A 24,030-nucleotide genomic window follows, 5' to 3' on the forward strand; every position below is an offset into this window, starting at 1 on the left:
GGGTGAAAATCCCGATCGGCGGTAAAGTCCGCGACTCGTTCTCCGAACGACCGACCCGGTGGAACTCCGGGACCGACAGTGACGCATCCCATTGGATGCGAAGTCTGGATGGAAGAAGATGTGTTAAGAAACGCGCACCTTTCCCATGTTTTTAACACCTGGAAGACATTGATGCCTTTCGGGTGTTTTCCATTACATGGGGCGCAGCGGAATCCTGCGTCTGAAAAGGAGTGCTCTTTATGAATCCCCGCACCAAGCAGCTCACCGTACTGGCCATGCTCACCGCCATCGGCGCCGTTCTCATCACGCTGGTCCACTTCCCCCTGTTCCCCTCCGCCGCCTTTCTCCAGTATGACCCCGCCGACGTGCCTATTTTGATCGGCGCCTTTGCCTACGGTCCGGTAGCCGGCGTCATCATCACCGTGCTCGCTTCCTTTATCCAGGCCTTCTTCCTGGGCGGCGACGGCGTCTATGGTTTCCTCATGCACGTTATCGCCACCAGCGCCCTGGTACTGGTCTCCGCCACCATTTACCGCTTCAAGCACACCCGTGCCGGCGCCGTCGTCGGCCTGTGCTGCGGCACGCTGACCATGGGCCTTGTGATGATGGTCGCCAACCACTTTATCACCCCCATGTTCATGGGTGCTCCCACCGAAGTGGTAGACGCCATGCTTCTGCCCGTTATCCTCCCCTTTAACCTGCTCAAGGCAGGCATCAATTCCTGTATCACCTTTGTGGTCTACAAGGCCGTTTCCCGCCACATCGTCCACGGCGAGCCCAGAAAGGACGTCTCCAAGCCCGAGGCGGAAAACATCTGATCCCTCAGTCTGAAAACGCCCCGACCGTCTCAACGGCCGTCGGGGCGTTTTTTGTTTGTCTTGACAGCGCCATCCCGGAAGCTTATAATATCAACAGTCGATATCGAAGCTCGATATAAGGAGGACATGTGATGTCCAAAAGACCTCTGGAGGCGCTGACCGAGACGATGTTCTACGTGCTCATGTCCTTTCGGAAGCGGGATTTATGCGGCGCCGAGATTGCGGACTTCGTGGAGCGCAAAACCTGCGGCCGGGTCCGGCTGGGACCCGGGACCCTCTACACCATCCTGGCCAAATTTGAAGAGGAGCAGCTCATCCGTGAGGTCAACGTTCTGGGTCGGAAACGGACTTACCGTCTGACGGACAAGGGCCGCGCCCTGTACGGCGACGAACTGGAGCGGCTCAGGGCCTGTATCGCCGACGCGGAAAGCGAGGAGGGGGAGACATGAAGCTGGTGCGCAAGCTGGTCCCCGTGGACTTTCTGGACATGCACGGCATTGAGAACTGGCTGGAGGACATGGCCGCCAAAGGGCTTTTCTTCACCGGAATGGGCTCCTGCTTTGCCCGGTTCCGCCGGGGCAGGCCCATGCCCATCCGCTACCACGCCGAACCCAGCGGCTCTGTCCCGGCTTCGCTGGCCCGGGAGCAGGTGGACTACAGCGCCGGGCGGGGGTGGCACTATGCCGGCCCCTTTGGCCAGGCCTTTGCCGTCTACTGGGCCGATGACCCGGAGACCGAGGAATTTCACACCGATCCGGTGGCCCAGAGCTACGCGCTGGAGCATCTGAGCAGGCGGCTGACCCGCTCCGGGCTGGTGTGCGTTCTGGCGGCGCTCGTCATGGCGGCCCTCTTTCTCTGGGCGGCGGCGGACAGCGCCTTCGGCCCGGTCCAGCGGCTGGTCGAGAGCAATTCTCTCTACACCCCCCTTGCCGCCCTGCTCTGCCTGGCGTTCCTCCTCTACTATCTCCGGCAGGTCCTGGGTATCCGCCGTCTGCGGCGGCAGCTCAGCGAGGGCATCCCAGCCCCCACCGGGCGGGGCTGGAAGCGGACCGGCCTGATCTGTCAGCTCTATACCCTCCTGATGACGCTGGGCGCCGTCGCCTCCATCGCCAGCGGGGTCTACTTTTTCACTGCGGGCCGGTGGGCGTCCGAGCTGGCCGGTCTTGCCCGGCCCGCCCCGCTGCTCTCCCTGGCGGAGCTGGAGGGCGTTGCGACTTACCTCCCAGAGCCCTTTTCCTATCCCGGCTATGAAGGCCCCGACCGGGATAACTACGTGCGCTATGAGTGGTACCCCCTCTCCCAGCACTATGAGGTGAGGCAGCGCGGAACCATACCCGGCGCCGGGAATGCGTGCCACCTGCGCATGGACTGGTACGACCTGGCCCTTCCCTTCCTGGCCTCTCCCCTGCTGGACGACCTGTTTGACTACCACACCTGGAAAACCGAATATGAACCGGAGCGCTACCAGGTAAAGGAGCTGACCGCCCCCGGCTTCGACCGGCTGGCGCTGGTGACCGACACAGACTACGGCGGGCAGCAGCTTTTCGCCTGCGCCGGGGACCGTGTGATCTATCTGGACTACAATGGGACCCAGGATCTAGCGGAGCACTTGGAGCAAATCGCCCAGCTTTTGGCGTGGGAACCCGGCCCATAAATATCGAACATTCGTTTGACATTTTGAGGCTGCCGTCGTATACTGGCAGGCAGGAGGTGACCGATGTGGAGCGCACGATCTTACACTGCGATCTGAACAGCTTTTACGCCTCGGTGGAGCTGCTGGAGCGGCCCGAACTCCGGTCGGCGCCGGTGGCGGTGTGCGGCGATCCGGAGAGCCGCCACGGCATCATCCTGGCCAAAAACGAGGCGGCCAAAAAATTTCAGGTCAAGACGGCAGAGACCATCTGGCAGGCCCGCCGCAAGTGCCCGGACCTGGTGCTTCTGCCCGCACACCACGACAAGTACCGGCACTGGTCCAGGGTCATCAACGCCATCTACGAGCGGTACACCGATCTGGTGGAGCCCTTCAGCATCGACGAAAGCTGGCTGGATATCACCGGCTCCATGCACCTCTTCGGCGGGGACGGCAAGGCCATTGCCGACCGGCTGCGCCGGGAGGTGCGCGAGGAGACGGGGCTCACCATCTCGGTGGGGGTATCCTTCAACAAGGTCTTTGCCAAGCTGGGCAGCGACCTGAAAAAGCCGGACGCCACCACCGTCATCACCCGAGAGAACTTTCGTGACAAGGTGTGGCCTCTGCCGGTGACCGATCTGCTCTTCGTGGGGCGGGCCTCCTCCCAGGTCCTGGGCCAGTATGGCGTCCGGACCATCGGGGATCTGGCCGCCTTTGGCCGGGAGCCGCTGACAGAGCTGCTCGGGAAGATGGGCGGGCAGCTTTATGACTACGCCGCCGGACTGGAGCACAGCCCCGTGGTCCCCGCCAGGGCGCTGCCGCCTCCCAAATCCATCGGCAACTCCATCACTTTCCGCCGGAATCTGGTGGGCCCGGAGGACATCCGCACCGGGGTGGCCCTGCTCTCCGACAGTGTGGCCGCCCGGCTGCGCAAGCACGCCATGCGCTGCGCCACCGTACAGGTGACCATACGGGACCCCGATTTCCGGAACATCTGTCGCCAAAAACGGCTGGATATCCCCATCTGCACCTCCACCGAGCTGAGCCGCGCCGCAATGGAGCTCATCCGGGAATCCTGGAATATGAACGCCCCCATCCGCCTGCTGGCCATCACCGGGCAGAATCTGGTCCCCGAGGACCAGGCGGCGGAGCAGATGGATCTCTTCCTGGCCCAGACCGCCCCCCGGCGGGAGCGCCGGGAACAGTTGGAACGCGCCGTGGACGGAATCCGCGGCAAGTTCGGCAAGGGCGCCATCGTCCCCGCCGCTGTGGTGGGTGAGGACATCGACCGCCCCGCCGACCACGCCGGGTCCATTCCTCCCGGCGGCCGAAAGCTGGAATAACCTCCGCCCCCTCCCTCGTACATTGTGGGAGGGGGTGTCCGATTTGACCGTTTCCTTTTTTGCCTACCTGTCCCGGCTCTCCGACCCCGGACTGCTGACCGCATCGGTCCTGACCCTGGCTGTCATCCTGGTCAACGGGTGGACCGACGCGCCCAACGCCATCGCCACCGCCGTCTCTACCGGGGCCCTCCCCTTCCGGCGTGCGGTCCGGCTGGCCGCCGTGTGCAACCTGCTGGGGGTGGTGTGCATGACGTGCCTCAACGCCTCGGTGGCCGAGACCATCTACACCATCGCCGACTTCGGCCCGGACACCGGCGATGCCCTCACCGCCCTGTGCGCCGCCCTGCTGGCCATCGTCCTGTGGGCTACGGCGGCCTGGCGGTTTGGCATTCCCACCAGCGAGAGCCACGCGCTGGTGGCGGGCGTCACCGGGGCCGCCGCGGCCCTTCAGGGCGGCCTGTCCAACGTTCAGCCGGCCGCCTGGGCAAAAGTGCTTCTGGGGCTGCTCCTCTCTGTGGGCCTGGGCTTTCTCCTGGGACGGCGCTGCGCGGGGCTGGTCCGGCGGCTGTTCCCCCTCGGGCACAGTACCGACCGCCTGTTCCGGCGGCTTCAGGTACCGGGCGCCGCCGCCATGGCCTTTCTCCACGGGGCACAGGACGGGCAGAAATTCATGGGGGTCTTTCTGCTCTCCGCCGCTCTGGCCCAGGGCCGCCGGGACACCGAGACTTTCCTTATCCCCCTGTGGCTCATGGTGCTGTGCGCCCTGTGCATGGCCGCCGGCACCTCCATCGGCGGCCGGCGCATCATCGACACTGTGGGGCGCGACATGGTCCCTCTGGGGCCCCGGCAGGGCTTCTCCGCCGACCTGGCCGGAGCCCTCTGCCTGCTGCTGTGCACGCTGCTGGGCCTTCCGGTCTCCACCACTCACGCCAAAACCGCGGCCATTCTGGGCGTTGGGGCGGCCGAGGACCGGACCTCCGTGGACCGACGGGTGGCCCGCTCCATCCTCATCACCTGGCTGTTTACCTTTCCCGGCTGCGGCCTCATCGGCTTCTGTGCCGCCCGTTTTCTGCTCTGGCTGCGGTAACCGCCCTTTTTTGCACTTTCCTCTTCCATTGCCTTCAATTTCGCGCTATAATATTGTGTAATTGATTTTTACCATTGGAGGCAAAGTCATGGAAAGATTAGTCGGTACCGTGTCTCGGGGCATCCGTGCGCCCATCATCCGGGAGGGCGACGACATCGCCCAGATCGTGGTGGACAGCGTGGTCGCCGCCGCCCAGCAGACCCCCTTCGAGCTGTATGACAAGGATGTCATCGCCGTGACCGAGGCCGTGGTGGCCCGGGCTCAGGGCAACTATGCCACGGTGGAGCAGATCGCCGCCGACGTAAAGGCCAAATTCGGCGGCCACACGGTGGGCGTGGTCTTCCCCATCCTCAGCCGCAACCGTTTTGCCATCTGCCTGCGGGGCATCGCCATGGGCGCGAAAAAGATCGTGCTGATGCTCTCCTACCCCTCCGACGAGGTGGGCAACCACCTGATCGACATGGACCTGGTGGACGAAAAGGGCGTGGACCCCTACCGGGACGTGCTGTCCGAGGCCAGGTACCGGGAGCTCTTCGGCTATACCAAGCACGTCTTTACCGGCGTGGACTATATCGAATATTACAAGGAACTCATCACCGGCTGCGGCTGCGAGGTAGAGGTGGTGCTGGCCAACGACTGCCGGGCTATCCTCCCCTACGCGAAGCATGTGCTGTGCTGCGACATCCACACCCGTGAGCGCTCCAAGCGGCTGCTGAAAAAAGCGGGGGCCGAGCTGGTGCTCGGTCTGGACGAGCTGATGACCGCCAGCGTGAACGGCAGCGGCTATAACGAGCGCTACGGCCTGCTGGGCAGCAATAAGGCCACCGAGGACAAGGTCAAGCTGTTTCCCCGCAACTGCCAGCCCGTGGTGGAGCGGATTCAGAAGGGCGTCCAGGCCAAGACCGGCAAGCACGTGGAGGTCATGGTCTACGGCGACGGCGCGTTTAAGGACCCGGTGGGCAAGATCTGGGAGTTGGCCGACCCGGTAGTCTCCCCCGCATACACCTCCGGTCTGGAGGGCCAGCCCAACGAGGTGAAGCTCAAGTATCTGGCCGACAATGACTTTGCCGACCTCTCCGGCGACGCCCTCAAGGAGGCGATCTCCGATTATATCCGCCACAAGGACAGCGACCTCACCGGCCAGATGGTCTCTCAGGGCACTACGCCCCGGCGGCTCACCGACCTGATCGGTTCCCTGTGCGACCTGACCTCCGGCAGCGGCGACAAGGGCACTCCCATCGTGCTGGTCCAGGGCTACTTTGACAACTATACCAAATAAACAAGTCTGCAACCGAAAAGGCTCCGGGTCCTACAGGACCCGGAGCCTTTGTTCACGTTCCCTCTCACTCCCAGGCGGCCAGCGCGCTGTCCAGCAGGCCAACCAGCTCTAAAACGCTGCGGAATCGGGCCTCCTCCGCCCGCTCCAGCCACGTCAGGCTGCCCTGCCAACTGGCGTTCTGACGAAACAAAACGCTCAACTGGAACGTGGCAAGGGGCTTCTGCTCCCCCAGCGCCTCCGGCGCCGGTCGTGGGGCCCCGGCCGCCACCCTCTGCTCCGGCTGATCGAACGCACGGCCCTCCATGCTGCGCTGCGGAAAATCCAGCGCATCGAGCAGCCCCTCCATCCGGATCAGGAGCTGAGTCAGGTTGTCAAAATACGGCTCTTCTTCAAAATAGGGATTCTGCAGCGTCCCCCGTATCTCTTTGTTACGATAGGAGTACACCCGAATCAAGCTGCGCTTCATCTCATAGGGGACAAACCGGCTCTGACCCTGGGGCATCCGAGACCACCTTCCGTTTCCTCATTGTCTTCACAATTGGCGTCTTTAGTATAGCATCCGGCGGTTCTTCTTTGGTTACAACTGCACATTTTTGGGGACATGTCTTGCCTCGCGACTCTTACTGTGTTAGAATTTATGTGGGATTTCTGACGCTGCTGCTGGAAAGCGACCCACGCCCGGCTGTGTCTGCGTTGCTCCGCTATCGTGCGGTGCAGATTGGTTTGGAAGGAGGTGGTCCCGTGGGCACGGCAGATACGCTGCACATCTCTATGTTCGGAAGCTTTACCATGACCCGCCGCGTGGCGGGCGAGGCCCTTGTGGTGACGGACCAATCCAGTTCCTCCAAAAAGCTGTGGACCTTTTTGGAGTATCTCATTGCTTTCCGCTCCAAGGTGGTCTCCCAAGACGAGATCATCGACGTGCTGTGGGGGGATTCGGACATCGACAATCCGGTCAACACGCTAAAAACCCTTCTCCACCGGGCCAGACATACCGTGGAGGCCCTGGGCTTTGAAAATGGGAAGGAGATCCTCCTCTACCGGCGGGGTACTTACCGTTGGAACCATGACCTGGACATCGCCGTAGATACCGAGCAGTTCGAATCGCTCTGCGAGGCCGCCACCCGGCCGGGACCGGATCGGCTGGGGCACATGCTGGCCGCCGCCGCCCTGTACCGGGGAGATTTCCTCCCAAAGGCTTCCCACGAGCCCTGGGCTGTCTCCCTGCGGGTGTACTACCATGCCAAGTTCCTCAAGCTCTGTACCGAGGCCGCCGGGCTTCTGGACGCTGAGGGCCGCTATGCCGAAACGGTGGACCTGTGCCGCCGTGCCATCCTGGTGGACCCCTATGACGAAGGGACGCACCTGCACCTCATGCAGGCCATGATCGCCACTGGCGCGCAGCAGACCGCTATCCAGCACTACCGCTATGTCACCCAACTTTTTATGGAACAGCTTGGCGCCAGTCCCTCGGCGGAGCTGACCGCGCTCTACCGTGAGCTGGTCCGGTCCACCCAAAGCGTGGAGATGGACCTCCGCGTAGTCCGGGAGACCCTCTGCGAGGTCCGGCCGAACCCGGGCCCCTACTACTGCGAATACGCCATCTTTCAGGATGTGTACCGTCTGTCGGCCCGCACTGCCGCCCGCACCGGGCAGGTGGTGCAGCTTGCCATGCTCTCAGTGCTGGACGCCCGTGGAAAACCCCTCACAACCCGGCAGATCGGCGTCAGCATGGGCCGCGTACGGGAGGTCATCCATTCCGGCCTCCGTCAGGGGGATGCCTATACCCGCTTCAGCGCCACCCAGTATCTGCTCCTGCTTCCCTGCGCCAGCTACGAAAACGGAGGAAAGGTCCTGGATCGTCTGGTCACCAGCTTCCGGCGGATCTACCCCCAAATGCGCGTCCTGCTCCAGTACAGCGTCCTGCCCCTTATGCCTCTGATGTGATGCGGGCGAAGTATCCTGCTCGAAATCCGAACGCCCCCCGGCAAAGCCGGGGGCCGCTCTGATTTCTTCCGCCGTCTTTAATCGCCGTTGACCAGGGCATTCAGCACCTTGGCCGCCACGCCGCCTGCGGCCTCCGCGCCGCTGCCGCCGTTTTCCACCAGCACCACGAAGGCATAGGGGGCGTCCTCATTGCGTAGGAACCCGGCAAACCAGGCGTTGGGCGCCTTCCCGCCTCCCACCTCGCCAGTGCCGGACTTGGCGCAGAGGTCCATGTTGGGGAACCGGCCGCTGCCATAGGTCTCGGCGACGTTCCGTGCCATCATGTCGGCCAGCAGCTCCGCCGTGTCCGCCTCCACCAGCCGCCCGGTCCGGTGCCGGACATACAGGGACACCCGGAAATCCAGCGGCGTCACCGTCTGAAGAATGAGTTGGGGGACGGCGGCCTTCCCGCCGCTGGCGATGGCGCCCATATACACCATCAGGGCGCAGGGATTCACCAGGTCGTTGTACTGCCCCACTCCCGCCCAGCCGAGCTGATTTGCCGTAGCTCCGGAAAACTGGAACCTCCCCTTGGCCGTGGACAGTCCATTGATGCGGTAGCTCCCGGTGAGTCCCGCCTTCCGGGTGTAGGCTTCCATCACCTCCGGGCCCAGCTCCGCCGCCAGTTGGGCAAACACCCCATTGCAGGAGCTGGCCAGCGCTCCGTAGATATCCAGCTCCCCGTGAGCGCCGGGACAGGTCACCGCCTCCCCGCCCACCAGGGTAGAGCCGGTGCAGGTAAAGGTCCGGCTCATCAGGTCGGGCATGTGCTCAACGGCCGCAGCCAGGGTGACCGTTTTGAACACCGAGCCGGGCACGAAGGTGCCGGAGAGGAAGCGGTTCAGATACACGCCCTCATAGCGCTCGTCCCCCTCCTGGATCTCCGGCGGGTCTGCCGGGTCATAGGAGGGGTTGGAGACCATGCAGAGGATCTCCCCTGTCTTATAGTTGTAGACCCCCACCGCCCCCTTCCGTCCGTTGAGGGCATGATAGGCCACATAGTTGAGGTGGGCGTCCAGGGTCAGATACAGATCGTTCCCCTCTCCAAAGGGGCTGTAAGCGCCGGTAAGGAGATTGTAGCCGGACAGCTTGTCGCCGAAGGCCACCAGCGCCCCGGTGCCGATCTTTCCCTGGGCGTCCCCCACCGCGTGGAGGGTGGCCTTGCGGACGGTGGGGTTGGCGTAATAGGCCCGGTTCCCCTCCGCGTCCACCCAGGAGAGCAGATCCCCGTCCCGGTCCAGCACCCGCCCCACCGCAAGCTGGCCCTTGCTGTTGTAGATGTGTCGATTGAAGGCCGAGGCCGCCCAGGCCCCCCCGCTGCGGAGCTCCCGGAAGGTAAAGATCCCCAGGCCCAGCACCAGGGCCGCCGCCAGAAGCAGACACAGCCCCGCCCGTCTTTCGATGCGCTTCATGCCGTCCCCTCCTGCTCCGCCGAATCAGGCGTCTGCCGCTCCGGGGCCTTGCGGGCCCTTCTGGAGGGCAGGCGTATGGCAAAGCTGGCATTCTGCCGGGTGTCCGTGGCCTTGAGAAAGGCCAGCAGCCCCCAGGAGGCCACCATGGCAGAGCCGCCGTTGGAGACAAAGGGGAAGGTCACACCCGTGAAGGGCAGCAGATCCACCGACCCGAAGACGTTGAGGCAGGTCTGAAACACCATCAGGGAGGCGGCGGCGCAGGCGGCGATGGTGTAAAAGCTGGACCGGCCCGCCCGGCAGGCCCGGACGGCAAAGACCGCCAGGGTGACGATGGACAGGACGGCCAGCGCCGCGATGACCAGTCCCCACTCCTCCGCCAACATCCCGAATACCAGATCGGTATCCGCCGCCGGGACCCGGTGGAGCCAGCCCTTCCCCGCCCCCACGCCCACCAGTCCGCCGGAGGCGGCCGCCGACATGGCCCGGGTCTGCTGGTAGCCGCCGCCGGAGGCGTCGGACCAGGCGTGGCCCCAGGTGGCGAACCGCTGGAGGATGTAGGGCTTGATGGTGACCACCACGGCGGCCCCGCCCATGCAGGCCCCGGTGATGAGGCCCAGGGTGGCCCAGTCGCCGGAGCGCAGATAGGCAATGACCAGGAAGGTGACAAAAAACACGGCGGCGGTGCCGAAATCGCTCATCAGGGCCAGACCGCCCATGCAGGCCCCGGTCAGGACGATGAACAGCCCCAGGTTCCGTTTCCGGAACAGGCGGTCCAGGGTGGCCGATCCGGCAAAGATGTAACAGATCTTGGCCAGCTCCGAGGGCTGGAGGGACAGCGGCCCCAGGACGATCCAGTTTTTCGCCCCGTATTTGCCCGTTCCCAGCAGCAGCGTGACGCCCAGCAGGCCGATGGCCGCCGCCGCCATGAGCCAGCGGATCTTTTTGGCCCGCTCCAGATCCCGCAGGAAGACCCCCAGCACCAGGAAGAGCAGCAGCCCCAGCAGGACGGCCAAAAACTGTTTGGGCAGGGACGAGGGGGCCGAGGAGGCCGTGACGGCCAGAGAGAGGGTGGAGAGGAAAAAGGCCACGGTCTCCATTTCAAAGCCGATGCGCCGCAGGGCCCGCAGGGTGAGGCAGTAAGCCCACATGGCCAGGCTCAGGCACAAAAAGGTCATGGGAATGGCGGCGGAGGCGCGCTCCCCCGCCGCGATGACCAGTTGGACGGCGGTCATGACCTGAAACAGAGTCAGCAGCACCAACCCCAGCCAGGGGGACACCGGCCGCTCCGCCCGCCGCCGGGACCGGCGCTCCTGCTCCTCCTCCGGGGAGACCGCCAGCAGCACCGTCTCCACGCCGCCCAACGAGAGCACGTCGCCGTACTGGACGGCGGCCTGCCCCGCCACCTCCCTGCCGTTGACCGCCACGCCCCCCTTGGAATCCAGGTCATAGAGGGTCCAATTCCGGTCCTCCCCCCGGATCAGAGCGGCGTGCTGGCGGGAGACGGTGGGGTAGTTGAGCACCACGTCTGAAAATCCGGAGCGGCCAATGATATTCTCCCAATGGGTCAGCGGCTCGTCCGCCCCGTTGGGCAGGGACAAATAAGCCCAGACCTCCGGTACATGGGGCACCGTGACCAGGGAGCGGATGGTGCGGGCCAGAATGAGCAGAGCCAGAACAGGGAAAACGAACCGCGCCGCCGCCGTGTACCAGGCCGTTGCCAGGGGATACGCCTCCAGCAGAGCCGCAAGCCGGTCCATCAGGGCCTGCGGCGCGGATAGGAGCTGTTCCATCGGGTAAATCCCTCCCTTTCAGAGTCGGGGACGAGCAGGTCCTCAGGGCAGTCATTATATCACATTTCCCTCAGATAACAAGGGGGGACGGGTCGCAGACCCATCCCCCTGCCTCTACCGGCCCTCTGTTTCCTCTGTCTGGGCGTCGGGCGGCGCATGGACCGCGCCGCGCTTCCGAAGCCGCCTCCGGACGGCCAGCCCCGCCCCCATTAAAACGGCCAGGAGCGCCGTGACACCCACCGCATGATAGGCCAGCCAGACGGCCAAATTTCCCAGCCCGTCGCCAAAGGAATGCAGACCCTCGCCAAAAGCAGAGGCGACCCGAGCTCCCAGCGGCGCCACCTCGCCGGGCTCGTCGCTGATCCGGGCCACCTCGGTCAGCCGGAGCTCAATGGTCGCAAAATCAATGAGGGAGTCGTAGCGCTTCAAATCAGAGGTATACTGCTCGATCTGATACTCGGTCTCGGACAGGGCGTTTTCCAGGGAGATGATATCTTCCATAGTCGCCGCCTTCTCCAACAGGGCCAGCAGCCGCTCCTGCTTGGTCCTCTGGGTTTGCAGGCGCAGTTCGATGTCGGAATAGTTCTGTCCCACATCTTCTGCGCTGCCGGACTGGCTCACCACATGTCCCACCTCGCCCACCGAGCCCGTAAAGGCATCATACTGCTCTTTGGGGACCCGAATGGTAAAGCTGCCCCAGCGGCGGGCGGCGCTCTCGTAATAGCCCCCTCCGCTGGTCTCCTGATACTCAAAGTAGCCGCCGCAGCGCTCCACCAGAGCTTCCAGCGCCGTTTCGGCCGCCGGGTAGTCCGTGGTCTGCACTTCGTAATCGGCCCTTTGGATGAGCTTGGCGTCCTCGTAGACGCCTGCGGCCCGGAGCGTTGTGCTCAGAGCCATGTCAGGGGCCGGTTCTTCCGGGCGGTCCATCTCTCCCTTGTATTCCGCCGCCGCCGAGGGAGCGGCGGCCATGGTGGCGCTGTTCCCGCCGGAGCAGGCGGTGAGCACCGCGGCGAGCAGGAGTGCGAGCGGCAGGATTGTTTTTCCTTTCATTGGGCACCTCACTTTCATCCGTTGCGCGAAGGAATGGGGCTGTGTTATGCCCTTTAGACGAGGTTCACCGGCAAAAGGTTCCAAACCCGCTTGGGGCGCATAGGATGGGATACCACCAAAGGAGGAATCCCCATGCCTATCATTTATCTCTCTCCTTCCACCCAGGAGAACAACTTTTACGTCAGCGGCGGCACCGAAGAGGAGTGGATGAACCGGCTGGCGGACGCCATGGTCCCCTATCTGGACGCCTCCGGCATCCAGTACGTCCGCAACACGCCCGAAATGACCGCCGCCGCCGCCATCCGCGCTTCCAACGAGGGCAACTACGACCTGCACCTGGCGCTCCACTCCAATGCCGCTCCGGAGGGCCTCTACGGCCAGATCCGCGGCATCATTGTCTTTTACTATCCCGGCAGCACCGAGGGGCGGCGAGCGGCGGAGATCGTGGCTGAAAATCTGAAAAACATTTATCCGCTCCCCGACCGGGTCCGGGCGGAGCCCACCACCGCCATCGGTGAGGTCCGGCGGGTCCGGGCGCCCTCGGTCTTCATTGAGCTGGGATATCACGACAATCCCGACGACGCGGCCTGGGTCAAGAACAATCTGAACGCCATCGCCCGGAACATCGTGAGCTCTCTGTGCCAGTACTTCGGCATCCCCTTCCTGGAGCCCCGCCCCGCCCGTCCCGCCGTGGTGGATGTAAATTGGGGCTCGCTGAACATCCGCTCCAGGCCCTCCACCACCGCCCCCATCGTGGCCCGCGCTTACGACGGCGCCCGGCTCACCGTCATCAACCAGTGGCAGGGCTGGTATCTGGTCCGGTTTGACGGCGTGGTGGGGTATGCCAGCTCAGACTACGTCACCCTGGTCTGACGGGAGGCTCCCATGGAGATCTATGTCGTACAGGCAGGCGACACTCTGAATGCCATCGCCCAGCGATCCGGGCTGTCTGCGGAGCGGATTGCCAGCGAAAACCGGCTTTTTCCCCCCTACGAGCTGGTGGTGGGGCAGACGCTGGTCCTCCGTTTCCCCGACCAGGTCTACACCGCCCGGTCCGGCGATACGCTCTATTCCGTGGCTCGGGCCAGCGGCGTACCGGTCCGCCAGCTCTACCGCAACAACACCGTCCTGGAGGGCTCCCCCACCCTCTATTCCGGCCAGACCGTGGTCCTCAGCTATCAGGGTGACAGCGCAAAATACCCCCCCATTGCGGTCAACGGCTATGCCTACCCCTTTATTGATCCGGGCCTGCTGCGGCGTACCCTTCCCTTCCTCACCTATATCACGCCCTTTACCTATGGCATCCAGCCGGACGGCGCGCTGGTGCCGCTGGAGGACCAGGCGCTCCTCACCGCGGCCCGCAATGTGGGGACCGGAGCTCTGATGCACTTGTCCACCCTCACCGACGAGGGCAGCTTTTCCAACGAGCTGGCCAGTCTGGTCCTCAACGACCAGGACGTCCAGGGCGTCCTGATCGACAATGTACTCAACACGCTGGAGACCAAGGGCTACAGCGGTCTGGACGTGGATTTCGAATTTGTTTTCCCCCAGGATGCGGCGGCCTATGCTTCCTTCATCCGCCGCCTGCGGGAGCGGCTGAATCCGCGCGGCTACCCCGTGGTGGTGGCGCTGGCCCCCAAAACCTCGGCCGACCAGCCCGGTCTGCTCTATGAGGGCCACGACTACCGCGCCCTGGGGGCCGCCGCCGACCGCGTCTTTTTAATGACCTATGAGTGGGGCTATACATACGGCCCGCCCATGGCGGTAGCACCGCTGCCCAATGTGCGCTCGGTGGTGGAGTACGCCCTGACGGAGCTCCCCGCCGGTCAAATCTGGCTGGGCATCCCGGCCTACGGCTATGACTGGCCGCTGCCCTTCCGCCAGGGGGAGACTCGGGCCACCTCCATCTCCCCCCAGTATGCCGTCAGCCTGGCCCGGCGTTATGGTGTGGCCATCCAATACGATGAGACCGCCCAGGCGCCCTGGTTCCGCTACATGGACGAGAGGGGTACGGCACATGAGGTCTGGTTTGAAGACGCCAGGAGCATCGCCGCCAAGCTGTCCCTCATCCCGGAATACGGCCTGTCCGGAGCCGGATACTGGAATCTCATGCGCCCCTTTGCCCAAAACTGGCTGGTGCTGGACAGTCTGTTCCACATTCAGGACCCCGTCTAAAAGGAAAATATTATCGTTCATAAAAAGTTCACAGCACGTTATAAAACTGTCCATCAATTCCCTTTTCAGTATGATATTCTATACTTGCAAAGACCTAATACCAATTCCAACCTCCTCCCTCTCTCTCTTTGCAACACCGCTGTGCTCCCCGGAAGGGCAATGGCTCTTCCGGGGAGGCAGACCAAGAAGTTCCGCCGGACGACATTTTGGGTCGCCGGCGTTTTTTTTGCCCGTTTTGGCTCATACTAGGCGCGAGGTGATTCCAATGTCCACAGTATCTCCCAAGATCCGTGCCCAGTTCGAGTCCATGCCCATTGACCTGAAAAACCACATTCTCTCCATGGACGTCAAGCTGGAAAACATGAACGACCTGATGGCCGTCCTGGAGCGCATCGTAGCAGAGGGCGAAGGCCATGCTTGACCGCGCGCTTCTCTCCCCGGAGGCCATCGCCTATTTCAACGCGCTGCCGTTGGATGCTCAGATTGCGCTGGAAAAGAGCAACACCAGTTTTCGCTCCCTGGACGATATCCAGGACTACCAGCAGCGGATGCTCTCCCATGTAAACGATGTGCTCTACAAGCAGCTTCCGGAGCCCGCCATCCCCTCCAACGCGGCCTTGGACCCGCTGGACGCAGACTGAAATGTAGAAGGCGCTGCCGACCGGCAGCGCCTTCTGCACAGCTTTCGGGACCTTGTCATGGGTCCTATTACTGCCCGGCACACCCAACGGTTGACATTCCACGTCTTCTCACATATAATGGAACGTAATCTCTTTGCACTGCATTACATTCCGGTTCTGCCGGGATGCGAGATCACCAGTACAAACTGAGCAGGCGATGCCCGGAAGCGGGCGTGGGGCCGGGCCGCTTTATCTGCGGCAGCAGATTGCATTTCCTTTTATGCACATCTGTGGGACAGTTGTATGTTCCATAGGTGTGCTATTTTATACCTATTTATGGAACAGCCGACCTCAAATGGAGTGCCATAGGAGAAATCATGACACCGCATTGCCAGATGGCAGCGGGAAACGGAGGATTCTTTTATGACAGTCAGCCAACCGAACGTGGCAGGGCTAACCTCTGCCGAAGCAAAGCGATTGCAGGACATATACGGTAAAAACGAGCTGTCGCCACAGAAGAAGGAAACCTTTTTCCAGAAAATATTTCATATTCTCTGTGAGCCTATGTTTTTGCTGCTCATTGCCGCCGCCATTATCTATTTTATTCTGGGCGAGCCCAGAGACGGCGCGATCATGCTCATCTTCGTGGTGGGCATCATCAGCATTGATGTGATCCAGGAGTGGAAAACCGACCAAACGCTCCATGCGCTGAAGGATCTATCCGCGCCGCAGATCACTGTCATCCGCGACGGGAAGGAACAACGGATCGCCAGCGCCGACCTGGTTCCGGGCGACCTGATGATGATCTGTGAGGGCGTCAAGATTCCGGCAGACGGCGTAGTGCTGCGCTGCGCCGACCTGTGCGTGGATGAATCCTCTCTCACCGGCGAAGCGGAGGGCGTCTGGAAAACGCCCACGGGAAGCACTGAACCCACAACGGATTACTGGCGCAAGGATTACTGTTATGCCGGTACCCTGGTTACGCAGGGCACCGCTGTCGTTCAGGTGGATCAAATTGGCGCGCAGACCGAATACGGAAAAATCGGTCTTGGCGTGGCCACCGCGCCGCAGGCGGATACCCCGCTGCAAAAGCAGACCGGCAAGCTGGTGAAAACCTGTGCCATCCTAGCAGGCGTGCTGTTTGCGCTGGTGGCCGTATTTACGTGGTTCAATATTCCCGATCATCCATTTTCCGACCGTCTGATTGAAAGCATCCTTTCCGGCGTGACGCTTGCAATGGCCATGATTCCGGAAGAATTTCCGGTCATCCTTACGGTGTTCCTCTCCATGGGCGCGTGGCGGCTGGCAAAGAAAAACTCGCTGGTGCGCAAGCTGCCCAGTGTGGAGACGCTGGGGGCCGTCTCCGTCCTCTGCGTGGATAAGACCGGCACCATTACCAAGAACCAAATGACCGTACAGGAAATTTGGGTGGCAGATGGCACAGAGCAGGTGCTCGTTGAGACGATGGGACTTGGCTGTGAAACCGACGCCTACGACCCCATGGAAAAAGCGATGCTCCGCTGCTGCGAGGCGCACGGCATTTCCAGAGAGAGCCTGTTTAGCAATGAGTTTGTGCGCGAGTATCCCTTTACCAATGAGCGGAAAATGATGGGACACGTCTGGCGCAAGGGCGGCAGACTGGTCGTTGCCGCCAAAGGCAGCCCGGAACGTATTTTGACCCTCTGCTCTTTGACGGACAAGGCGCGGTGTGCCGCGGAAGAACAGATGCAAGCGCTTTCCTCTCAGGGATTGCGCGTGATTGCCATTGCCGCCGCCCATCCAGAAAATGAAGCTGCAATCCCCGCCGCCATCACCGACTGCCGTTTGACACTGCTTGGCCTGGTGGGGCTTGCCGATCCTCCCCGCGAAAGTGTCAAGAACGACATTGCCGTCTGCAACCGCGCAGGAATTCGTGTGGTCATGATCACCGGAGACAACGGGATCACCGCCTCCGCTATTGCCCAAAAAATCGGAGTTCCCGGAAGCGACAATATCATTACCGGCGAGGCACTGGAGGCCATGTCTGACGAGGAACTGCGGGTCGCAGTGAAAACCGCGTCTATTTTCTCCCGCGTCATTCCCGCGCACAAGATGCGCATCGTCAAAGCCTTTCAGGAAAACGGTGCGATCGTCGCCATGACCGGTGACGGTGTAAATGACGCGCCGGCCCTGAAGTATGCCGACATTGGTATTGCCATGGGAAAACGTGGCAGCGAGGTTTCGCGCGAGGCCGCCGATCTGATCTTGTTGGACGACAATTTTACCACCATTGTGGAGACCGTCCGGGATGGACGCCGGATCTACGACAACATCCGTAAAGCGGTGGGCTATGTGTTCACCATTCATATTCCCATTGCCGCGGCCTCCCTGCTGGCGCCCTTCCTGGGGATTGCGCCTGCGGCGCTGCTGCTGTTGCCGCTTCACGTGGTGCTGCTGGAGGTGCTCATTGACCCGACCTGCTCCATTGTTCTGGAGCGTCAGCCTGCGGAAGAAGATATCATGGCTCGCACGCCCCGTGACCCGAAGGAAAAACTGCTGACCGGAAAATTGTTGGCCAAGAGCGTTTTACAGGGGATTTTTATATTCGCCGCGTCCTTTGGCGCTTATTTTGCGTCACTGGCGGGCAATCCGGACAACGCCCCGGCGGCTCGCGCCATGGGTCTTGCCATCATCATGCTGGCAAATTTGTTTTTGGTGCAGGTCAACAGCTCTGACCACGATTTCGCTTACCGCTCCGTGAGGCGGCTCAGCAAAGACCCGGTCATGTGGGCAGTCAATCTGGGTACGCTGACGCTGCTGGCCGTGATTCTGTACACGCCGGTTTCCCTCTATCTGAAGCTCGCCCCGCTCACCGGCGCGCAGTTATTTACAGCGATTGGCCTTGCCGCTGCGTCGGTGTTGTGGTATGAGTTTGTAAAGCTGGCCACAAAGCTTCGCAAAAGATAAGCCGATGGGAATTTGTCCGGATACGGGAGTTGGGGTATAGTCCGAGGAGAAAAAGGATCACCGCTTGGCCCTGCGCCGCAGCAAGCGTTTTTTCTCCACAAAATACGAGAAGCACTTTTGGGACCGCAGGCTAGGGCATGCGGCTGACCCTCGAAGCCAATATACTGCCGGAACGATTAAAAATGGCAGTTATGAATCCAGGTCCCTCTCCAAATCCTCTTTTCTGGTGATGGAATGACCGATGCAGTGTTCAAGCTTCTGATTTCAGATCGCACATACAAAGATTCACTGCTATGACTTCTGATGGAACACCGTTTTTAATAAGAAAAAGACTCCTGTGGACACAATAACTCCAAACCCATTTAAAATAATGTCATTAATATCAAAACTCCGGCCAAAAATCGGTTGCAATAATTCAATCCCAACGGAAACTCCAATTCCCATTCGGATGGTATGTATCCATGTACTATTCCTGTGAAATAATGGGTAGAGAGCCCCAAACGGAAGAAACATCAGGATATTACCGGCATTTTCCGAACTGAAGTCGAAATAAAAGTCGGGAATAAAATCATATTCAAAAGTAAACCAATGATAACTGCTCCCACTGGGCATATGATAAAACAGAAAATAGTAAATATCGCTCATGACAAGGTTAAACAAGGTCAGAGATAGAAGCCCTGTAATGTAACATACAAACAGCGAGGATAAAATCGTTTCCTGCAAAGAAACGCCCTGTTTTTTTCTTTTATATACTGCGTAGATAATTCCAGCGACTAGAGCGATCGGCAACGCCTGCAAAAAATAGCCAGGGTATGTATCGAAAAAGAAGTATTGAACGTTCATATTGTCTGGAAAGTACATCGGTACAATCTTTCTCCCTTCCACCGGTTTAATCAACATCAAACTCAGCCGCCAGATAATGGGGCGTCCCATCCTCCCCTTTTATGCTCGGGCAAACTTCCGGATTCATTAGTATACTTACCTTATACATTATATATCAACAGCGCAAAAAGGCAATGGCGGGGAGCGGTTCACATTCCCCTCCATTGCTCTTCGAATAATACGCTCGATCGAAATGATAAATCCGAACACACGCCCCAACTTGGAGAATGTAGTTCGGATTATCATTGTTTATCAGGCGGCTTCATTCCGGGTATTTCCGTTTCTCCACCCGAATCCAACCTGCTGCGCTGGCCTTCGATTCAGAAAAGAGGAGCAAGGGAGCGGACGGATGACGTACTTTTGTTCCGTAGGAATAAAAATACGTCGGAGCAAAGCATACTTTACTCCGACGTGGTACACCACAACAATTCAAATCCGAACCGTCCAAGCACTCTAAATCCTCTTGCATTTCAATATAGGAAACCTGACTGGCGTCTTTGATATTGAAATACATAACCACTTTATCGTCATACAGATATATGGAATTTACAAAAATATCAATCACACGCTGGCGGAAAGCTGGATCCGTGGGATCTCCATGGACGAACTGCCGGAGCCATGCCACGATCTCCTCCTCTGTGAGCGTGATCCGGCTGGCCACTTTCAGTTTTGCCAGGTCCACCTCCGCCTCCTCTTTTTGAGTGGCCAGCAGTTCCACCCGTTCGTTGATCTTTGCAACGGCAGGCGCGGCGGTGGTTCGGATCAGGGCGTCCACAAGGGCGTCCATTTCTTTATCCATGGCCCGGATCTTTCTTTCAAGATCCCGAACACCGGCGGCGTCAAAACTGCGGTTATATTCAGCAACCACGCCGGCGGCAATTTCGTGGATCCGCTGATCGGTCAAAATGTGGGTTGTGATCTGTTCGACAACATACCACTCCAGAAAGTCCTTTTTCTCATTTTTCTTTTGACAGGTATGGGCCTTTTTACGGGTAGCGCAGGCATAATAGTGATAAGTGGCCCCACGCCTACCACGGCCACACTCACCGACCAAGGGGGAGCCACAATAACCGCAGAATACTTTTCCCTGCAGCTGGTATTCCTCTTTTGCCTTTACTCTGCCAGGCGCCCGCCTGTTGCGCTCCAGCATAGCGCCAACCTTTTCAAATGTGGCACGGTCCACAATGGCCGGCACGGCGCCCTCCACGGTTATTTCGTCCTTAAAGGTGTAGGTGCCAATATACGTTTGATTTTTCAGCATGACAGAAAAGCTGTTGACCGTAAAAGGCCGCCCGGTCCTGGTCCTCCATCCACGGCGGTTACACTCTTTTGCGATCTCCGTTTTGGTCATACCGTCGGCATAGGAGCGGAACACAAAACGGACCATTTCCGCCTCTTTTTCATCGACCACAAGCCGCTTATTTTCCACGCGGTAACCCAAAGGCGGGTTGCCTCCAAGGGTCAACTGCTTTTCGGCGTTCTGGTGCATACCGCGCCGCACATTTTGGGAAAGCTGGCGGCTGTACTCCTCTGCCATGGCCTCCAGCACGGCCTCCAAAATAATGCTGTCATTTCCGGCGTCTATGCCCTCTGTAACAGACAGCACCTTTACACCCTGCTTTTTCAGTTCGTTTTTATATATGGCGCTGTCATAGCGGTTTCTGGCGAAACGGTCCAGTTTCCACACCAGCACATATTTGAAAACGCCCTTTTTGCTGTCCCGGATCATTCTCTGAAATTCCGGGCGGCTGTCTGCATGGGTGCCAGACAGTGCGCGATCAATGTATTGGCCCACCACATGGAAACCGCGCTGGGCTGCGTATTTCATGCAGGCGTCGATCTGGCCGTCGATACTCTGATCATTTTGGCCAATAGAACTATACCGGGAATAAATCACGACGTCGGCCACGTCGTCGTTGAAATCCGGCTGAACCGCCCGCGCTGCCACTGACATTTTAATACCCCCAGTTCAAGATCATCGACCCGCAAAAGCGGGTCATTTTTTTATATATTTGCTGAAATCAATAATTTTGCAATTTCTTGTCGAGGAGTAAGTTAAGCCATTTTTTCGATGTCCCCTTTTATGCCTGTGACACAATCGTAATATTTACGCAACGCAGCATCAACAACCGCCCTGTCGTCCTCGCTGGCCATATGATAAGCCGAAGCAATAAGCAAATCCTGATCACTTAGATTAGCAAATACGTCAGCTTTTTGAATTGGTACTTTAGGAACAATTTTGTCATTTAACAAACCCTCAATATCAATATCAAGAGCCATACACACTTTGAGCACCGTTACAACACTGGCTCCATCAATCCCGCGTTTAAGCATTGAATCAATTGTTGAATACGGCATATCAAGGGCCATTGTAAAAGCGCGAACACTCTTGTACTTTTCTAAAATCATATCTTTCAACTGATCTTCAACCCTCATAAAGACACCGCCTTTCATGGAATTCATTATATATGAGATTTTGAAAAATGCAAACGAAATTAACGAAATTGCGAAAACAAATATTAAAAATATCTTGACAATTCACGCAATTACGGTTATTATTTAGCCAAAGTTAACGCTATTGCGTGAATTTGAGAGGTGATAAAAAATGCCAATGTACCCCAATCTTGCGGCGGAAATGTCGAGAAACGGAATAACTGCCGAAAAAATGGCAAAAAGGATCAGAATTAACGCCGCCACCATGTCCGCAAAAATAAACAAAAAGGATCGCATGAAATTATGCGAAGCGGCACAGATCAGAGACGCCTTTTTCCCTGGAATGAGCATTGACTATCTTTTTTCCACCGAACTGGTTGAAAGATTGAAAGAGGAGGCCATACGTTGAACGAGTACGCAAGGAGAAAAGTCAAGGAGTGGTGGACCAGATTGTGGTGCAATTCGCTCCACATAACCAAGCGGGAGAGCGAAGAACTCACAAAACGCGGTTTGGACCCAAACGGGTGCATTCTCGTTGATCGAGATAAGAACGGAACGTGCGTTTTTGTGTGCGTTAGAATCACCGGCCCGCACATCATCAATGGACAGTAAGGAGGCGCCGGAATGGCACTTGTCAAAGTGGGCATTATCGCCCTGCGTTCACCGGACGGGAAGTTTTTACCGGCAACGCCGATTTATAAGGAATTTCCGGTGAACGAGCGGGGCCGCACGGAGCAAGAGGAAAAGGCTACGGACGAAATTTCCAAACTGCTGGCCGGAAAGTTCAAGGAATACATAGACGGCTGCCGCGCGGCAGAAAACCACCCCTAAACAAATTAACGGAGGGAACACGCGATGGGCAAAAGAAAGGAAATTAAGTGGAGGCGTACAGGCCGCCGGACCCTGGAGGGCCGCCAAAACGGCATGGAGTTTAGGATTTACGAGGACGTTTACCGGGCGCAGGAAACCGAAAAGCGTTTCACCGTGTCGGAGTACGACACCAAAAACATGGGGCGGAGTATCAGCACCGCCGGACACATGGATTTTACCATTGACGACGCCAAAGAGTTATGCCAGCAGATCGCCGCCGGCGAGATCGACCTGGAGGCCATGCAGCAAAAGTTCGCGGCGGAGGACGCAGCCAGAGAGCAAGAGGCCATCCGGGCCGCAGCCGAGCGGGCCAAGAAGTTCCGCACACGCCTGGAGGCGGCGGGCATTTCGTATATGGACCTGCTGGAACTGGAGGCCCTGCGGGCCGACCTGGGAGGACTGGCCCACAATATCCTGATCGGATATGAACGCGGGGGAGGGCTGGCCGAATGAATGAGGAAACCAAGACCACCGAGGCAACGGTGTACCTGGACGGCAAACCGCTGGGGCCTATCACCGCCAGTTTTGAAGTGGTGGCGGAGGGCTTCAGAAAGTGGATCCTGTCCGTCGCGTCGGCGGTGGAGGCCCGGCACGAAATGGAAACGGCCATGCGGTGGGCGTCCGTTTCTAACCGCCCTATGTTGTACCGATACCGCCACACCAAGAAAAAGAGGACCCGCAAGAAGTACGAAAAGAAGATCCTGGCCTGGTATCGGGAGGAGGTGCTGGGGAAATGGTGAGGTTGAAAGCGACGAAAACCAGCCTTTACAAGCTGGTGGCGGAGTATGTGGACAACCTCCCGCCCATGCGGAGCGGGACACAGTTCACCAAGTACCCGCGCACCCCGGACTATGCCCTGGACTGGATCACGCCGAACTGGGACACGGCCCACGCCTTTTTCTCCACCTGCATGGGGCGTCCTCTCCTCTCCATCGAAGTCAAGGACGGGGAAACCGGAAAGACGGTGAGCCGGGAGGTTTACAACCTGGACCTGAAAAGCCTACGGGAACGCGGCATGGTGGAGGAACTTGTGACGGCAGCGGAGCGCCGGAGGCTGGAAAGGGGTGGCGACAATGGCGGACTTTCTCCCGCTACCTGATCGGCAATACACCGTGATTTATGCGGATCCCCCGTGGGAGTACAGGCAGCACGGAACCACGGACAAGAGCCGGGGAAACGCGGCCAAGCATTACCCCACAATGTCCACCGAGGATATATGCAAATTGCCGGTACGGAAAATTTGCGGGGGTGGGGGGGCAGCCTGTTTCATGTGGGCGACTTTCCCAAACATCACCGAGGCCGTCAAGGTCCTGGAGGCGTGGGGGTTCACCTACAAAACGGCGGCATTTGTGTGGATCAAGAAGAACCGCAAGAACGGCGGGAACTTTTGGGGCATGGGTGCGTACACCCGCGCAAATGTGGAGGTTTGCCTGCTGGGTGTTACCCCAGGGTTCCGCGCAAAAGAGCGGATCCGCAGCCATCGGGTCCACCAGGTCATTGAGGCACCCTTTGAGGGACACAGCAAAAAGCCGGACGAAACGCGCCGGCGGATCGTGGAACTGCTGGGGGACGTGCCACGGCTGGAAATGTTCGCGCGGGACCGCGCCCCAGGGTGGGACGCCTGGGGCAATGAAGCCCCGCCGGAAGAATAGGAGGACGCTATGCCATACATTCACCGGATCATAAAGGCCGGACGCACAAAGAAACAT

General features: G+C 59.6%; 25 protein-coding genes and 2 riboswitches. Of the genes, 18 read left to right on the forward strand and 7 right to left on the reverse strand.

Annotated features, from left to right (window positions below; genetic code table 11):
* Positions 1-124: riboswitch (FMN riboswitch) on the forward strand. This riboswitch is flagged as partial in the annotation.
* A 115-nt stretch (positions 125-239) separates the two neighbouring features.
* The 6 genes from B3H64_RS11055 (at position 240) to B3H64_RS11080 (ending at position 6,157) form a co-directional block, all read left to right on the forward strand.
* Positions 240-818: an ECF transporter S component gene (locus B3H64_RS11055; protein ID WP_050618173.1), complete on the forward strand. Its 579-nt coding sequence runs from the start codon at positions 240-242 to the stop codon at positions 816-818.
* Positions 819-949: 131 nt separating this feature from the next.
* Positions 950-1,267: a PadR family transcriptional regulator gene (locus B3H64_RS11060; RefSeq protein WP_286735104.1), complete on the forward strand. Its 318-nt coding sequence runs from the start codon at positions 950-952 to the stop codon at positions 1,265-1,267.
* Positions 1,264-2,472, forward strand: coding sequence for a DUF2812 domain-containing protein (locus tag B3H64_RS11065; RefSeq protein WP_286735106.1), 1,209 nt, complete (start codon positions 1,264-1,266; stop codon positions 2,470-2,472). The genes B3H64_RS11060 and B3H64_RS11065 overlap by 4 nt, the downstream gene beginning before the upstream one ends.
* Positions 2,473-2,537: 65 nt before the next feature.
* Positions 2,538-3,791 (forward strand): DNA polymerase IV, encoded by a 1,254-nt coding sequence (gene dinB, locus B3H64_RS11070; protein ID WP_050618170.1) that lies wholly within the window; start codon positions 2,538-2,540, stop codon positions 3,789-3,791.
* A gap of 43 nt (positions 3,792-3,834) precedes the next feature.
* Positions 3,835-4,878: an inorganic phosphate transporter gene (locus tag B3H64_RS11075; RefSeq protein ID WP_050618169.1), complete on the forward strand. Its 1,044-nt coding sequence runs from the start codon at positions 3,835-3,837 to the stop codon at positions 4,876-4,878.
* An 88-nt stretch (positions 4,879-4,966) separates the two neighbouring features.
* Entirely contained in the window at positions 4,967-6,157 is a 1,191-nt protein-coding gene (locus B3H64_RS11080; RefSeq protein WP_050618168.1) for a coenzyme F420-0:L-glutamate ligase, read from the forward strand.
* Between the two features lie 64 nt (positions 6,158-6,221).
* Here B3H64_RS11080 and B3H64_RS11085 read toward each other — a convergent pair whose 3' ends face one another.
* Positions 6,222-6,659: a hypothetical protein gene (locus B3H64_RS11085; protein ID WP_286735112.1), complete on the reverse strand. Its 438-nt coding sequence runs from the start codon at positions 6,657-6,659 to the stop codon at positions 6,222-6,224.
* A gap of 239 nt (positions 6,660-6,898) precedes the next feature.
* On the opposite strand from B3H64_RS11085, the gene B3H64_RS11090 reads away from it, so the two are divergent.
* Positions 6,899-8,104: an AfsR/SARP family transcriptional regulator gene (locus tag B3H64_RS11090; RefSeq protein WP_286735114.1), complete on the forward strand. Its 1,206-nt coding sequence runs from the start codon at positions 6,899-6,901 to the stop codon at positions 8,102-8,104.
* A 77-nt stretch (positions 8,105-8,181) separates the two neighbouring features.
* Here B3H64_RS11090 and B3H64_RS11095 read toward each other — a convergent pair whose 3' ends face one another.
* From B3H64_RS11095 to B3H64_RS11105, 3 genes are all read right to left on the reverse strand, one after another.
* Positions 8,182-9,555: a penicillin-binding transpeptidase domain-containing protein gene (locus B3H64_RS11095; protein WP_050618165.1), complete on the reverse strand. Its 1,374-nt coding sequence runs from the start codon at positions 9,553-9,555 to the stop codon at positions 8,182-8,184.
* Positions 9,552-11,345 (reverse strand): FtsW/RodA/SpoVE family cell cycle protein, encoded by a 1,794-nt coding sequence (locus B3H64_RS11100; RefSeq protein ID WP_050618164.1) that lies wholly within the window; start codon positions 11,343-11,345, stop codon positions 9,552-9,554. Before B3H64_RS11100 ends, B3H64_RS11095 begins: the two co-directional genes overlap by 4 nt.
* Before the next feature lie 114 nt (positions 11,346-11,459).
* Positions 11,460-12,395 (reverse strand): DUF4349 domain-containing protein, encoded by a 936-nt coding sequence (locus B3H64_RS11105; protein WP_050618163.1) that lies wholly within the window; start codon positions 12,393-12,395, stop codon positions 11,460-11,462.
* Positions 12,396-12,527: 132 nt separating this feature from the next.
* Here B3H64_RS11105 and B3H64_RS11110 point away from each other — a divergent pair, with 132 nt between their 5' ends.
* The 5 genes from B3H64_RS11110 to B3H64_RS11130 all read left to right on the forward strand — a co-directional run bounded on the left by B3H64_RS11110 (position 12,528) and on the right by B3H64_RS11130 (position 18,136).
* Complete coding sequence (locus B3H64_RS11110) at positions 12,528-13,268, forward strand: N-acetylmuramoyl-L-alanine amidase (RefSeq protein ID WP_050618162.1); 741 nt, start codon at positions 12,528-12,530, stop codon at positions 13,266-13,268.
* A gap of 12 nt (positions 13,269-13,280) precedes the next feature.
* Entirely contained in the window at positions 13,281-14,570 is a 1,290-nt protein-coding gene (locus tag B3H64_RS11115) for a glycosyl hydrolase family 18 protein (protein WP_050618161.1), read from the forward strand.
* 265 nt (positions 14,571-14,835) lie between these two features.
* Positions 14,836-14,991, forward strand: a complete 156-nt coding sequence (locus tag B3H64_RS11120) for a hypothetical protein (RefSeq protein WP_050618160.1) — start codon at positions 14,836-14,838, stop codon at positions 14,989-14,991.
* Positions 14,984-15,211: a hypothetical protein gene (locus tag B3H64_RS11125; RefSeq protein WP_050618159.1), complete on the forward strand. Its 228-nt coding sequence runs from the start codon at positions 14,984-14,986 to the stop codon at positions 15,209-15,211. Before B3H64_RS11120 ends, B3H64_RS11125 begins: the two co-directional genes overlap by 8 nt.
* A gap of 175 nt (positions 15,212-15,386) precedes the next feature.
* A riboswitch (NiCo riboswitch) is annotated at positions 15,387-15,491 on the forward strand.
* Between the two features lie 122 nt (positions 15,492-15,613).
* On the forward strand, positions 15,614-18,136 hold the full coding sequence (locus B3H64_RS11130) for a cation-translocating P-type ATPase (protein ID WP_286735122.1): 2,523 nt from the start codon (positions 15,614-15,616) through the stop codon (positions 18,134-18,136).
* Between the two features lie 291 nt (positions 18,137-18,427).
* Here B3H64_RS11130 and B3H64_RS11135 read toward each other — a convergent pair whose 3' ends face one another.
* From B3H64_RS11135 to B3H64_RS11145, 3 genes are all read right to left on the reverse strand, one after another.
* Positions 18,428-19,069, reverse strand: a complete 642-nt coding sequence (locus B3H64_RS11135) for a VanZ family protein (protein WP_286735125.1) — start codon at positions 19,067-19,069, stop codon at positions 18,428-18,430.
* Between the two features lie 211 nt (positions 19,070-19,280).
* The gene (locus tag B3H64_RS11140; RefSeq protein WP_286735127.1) at positions 19,281-20,972 is read right to left on the reverse strand and encodes a recombinase family protein; all 1,692 of its coding nucleotides are present in this window, start codon (positions 20,970-20,972) and stop codon (positions 19,281-19,283) included.
* A 101-nt stretch (positions 20,973-21,073) separates the two neighbouring features.
* On the reverse strand, positions 21,074-21,454 hold the full coding sequence (locus tag B3H64_RS11145; protein WP_286735130.1) for a hypothetical protein: 381 nt from the start codon (positions 21,452-21,454) through the stop codon (positions 21,074-21,076).
* Between the two features lie 169 nt (positions 21,455-21,623).
* Here B3H64_RS11145 and B3H64_RS11150 point away from each other — a divergent pair, with 169 nt between their 5' ends.
* From B3H64_RS11150 to B3H64_RS11175, 6 genes are all read left to right on the forward strand, one after another.
* Positions 21,624-21,860, forward strand: a complete 237-nt coding sequence (locus B3H64_RS11150; RefSeq protein ID WP_286735132.1) for an XRE family transcriptional regulator — start codon at positions 21,624-21,626, stop codon at positions 21,858-21,860.
* Between the two features lie 215 nt (positions 21,861-22,075).
* Positions 22,076-22,282 carry a hypothetical protein gene (locus tag B3H64_RS11155; RefSeq protein ID WP_286735135.1) on the forward strand — a complete coding sequence of 69 codons (207 nt, stop codon included), beginning with the start codon at positions 22,076-22,078 and terminating at the stop codon, positions 22,280-22,282.
* 93 nt (positions 22,283-22,375) lie between these two features.
* The gene (locus tag B3H64_RS11160; protein ID WP_286735138.1) at positions 22,376-22,774 is read left to right on the forward strand and encodes a hypothetical protein; all 399 of its coding nucleotides are present in this window, start codon (positions 22,376-22,378) and stop codon (positions 22,772-22,774) included.
* Positions 22,771-23,061 carry a hypothetical protein gene (locus B3H64_RS11165; protein ID WP_286735140.1) on the forward strand — a complete coding sequence of 97 codons (291 nt, stop codon included), beginning with the start codon at positions 22,771-22,773 and terminating at the stop codon, positions 23,059-23,061. The genes B3H64_RS11160 and B3H64_RS11165 overlap by 4 nt, the downstream gene beginning before the upstream one ends.
* The gene (locus B3H64_RS11170) at positions 23,055-23,420 is read left to right on the forward strand and encodes a hypothetical protein (RefSeq protein WP_286735142.1); all 366 of its coding nucleotides are present in this window, start codon (positions 23,055-23,057) and stop codon (positions 23,418-23,420) included. The genes B3H64_RS11165 and B3H64_RS11170 overlap by 7 nt, the downstream gene beginning before the upstream one ends.
* Positions 23,395-23,973, forward strand: a complete 579-nt coding sequence (locus B3H64_RS11175) for an MT-A70 family methyltransferase (protein ID WP_286735145.1) — start codon at positions 23,395-23,397, stop codon at positions 23,971-23,973. The genes B3H64_RS11170 and B3H64_RS11175 overlap by 26 nt, the downstream gene beginning before the upstream one ends.
* Positions 23,974-24,030 lie beyond the last annotated feature (57 nt).

The sequence above is a fragment of the Intestinimonas sp. UBA1698 genome (assembly GCF_002320075.1).
Classification (GTDB): domain Bacteria; phylum Bacillota; class Clostridia; order Oscillospirales; family Oscillospiraceae; genus Intestinimonas; species Intestinimonas massiliensis.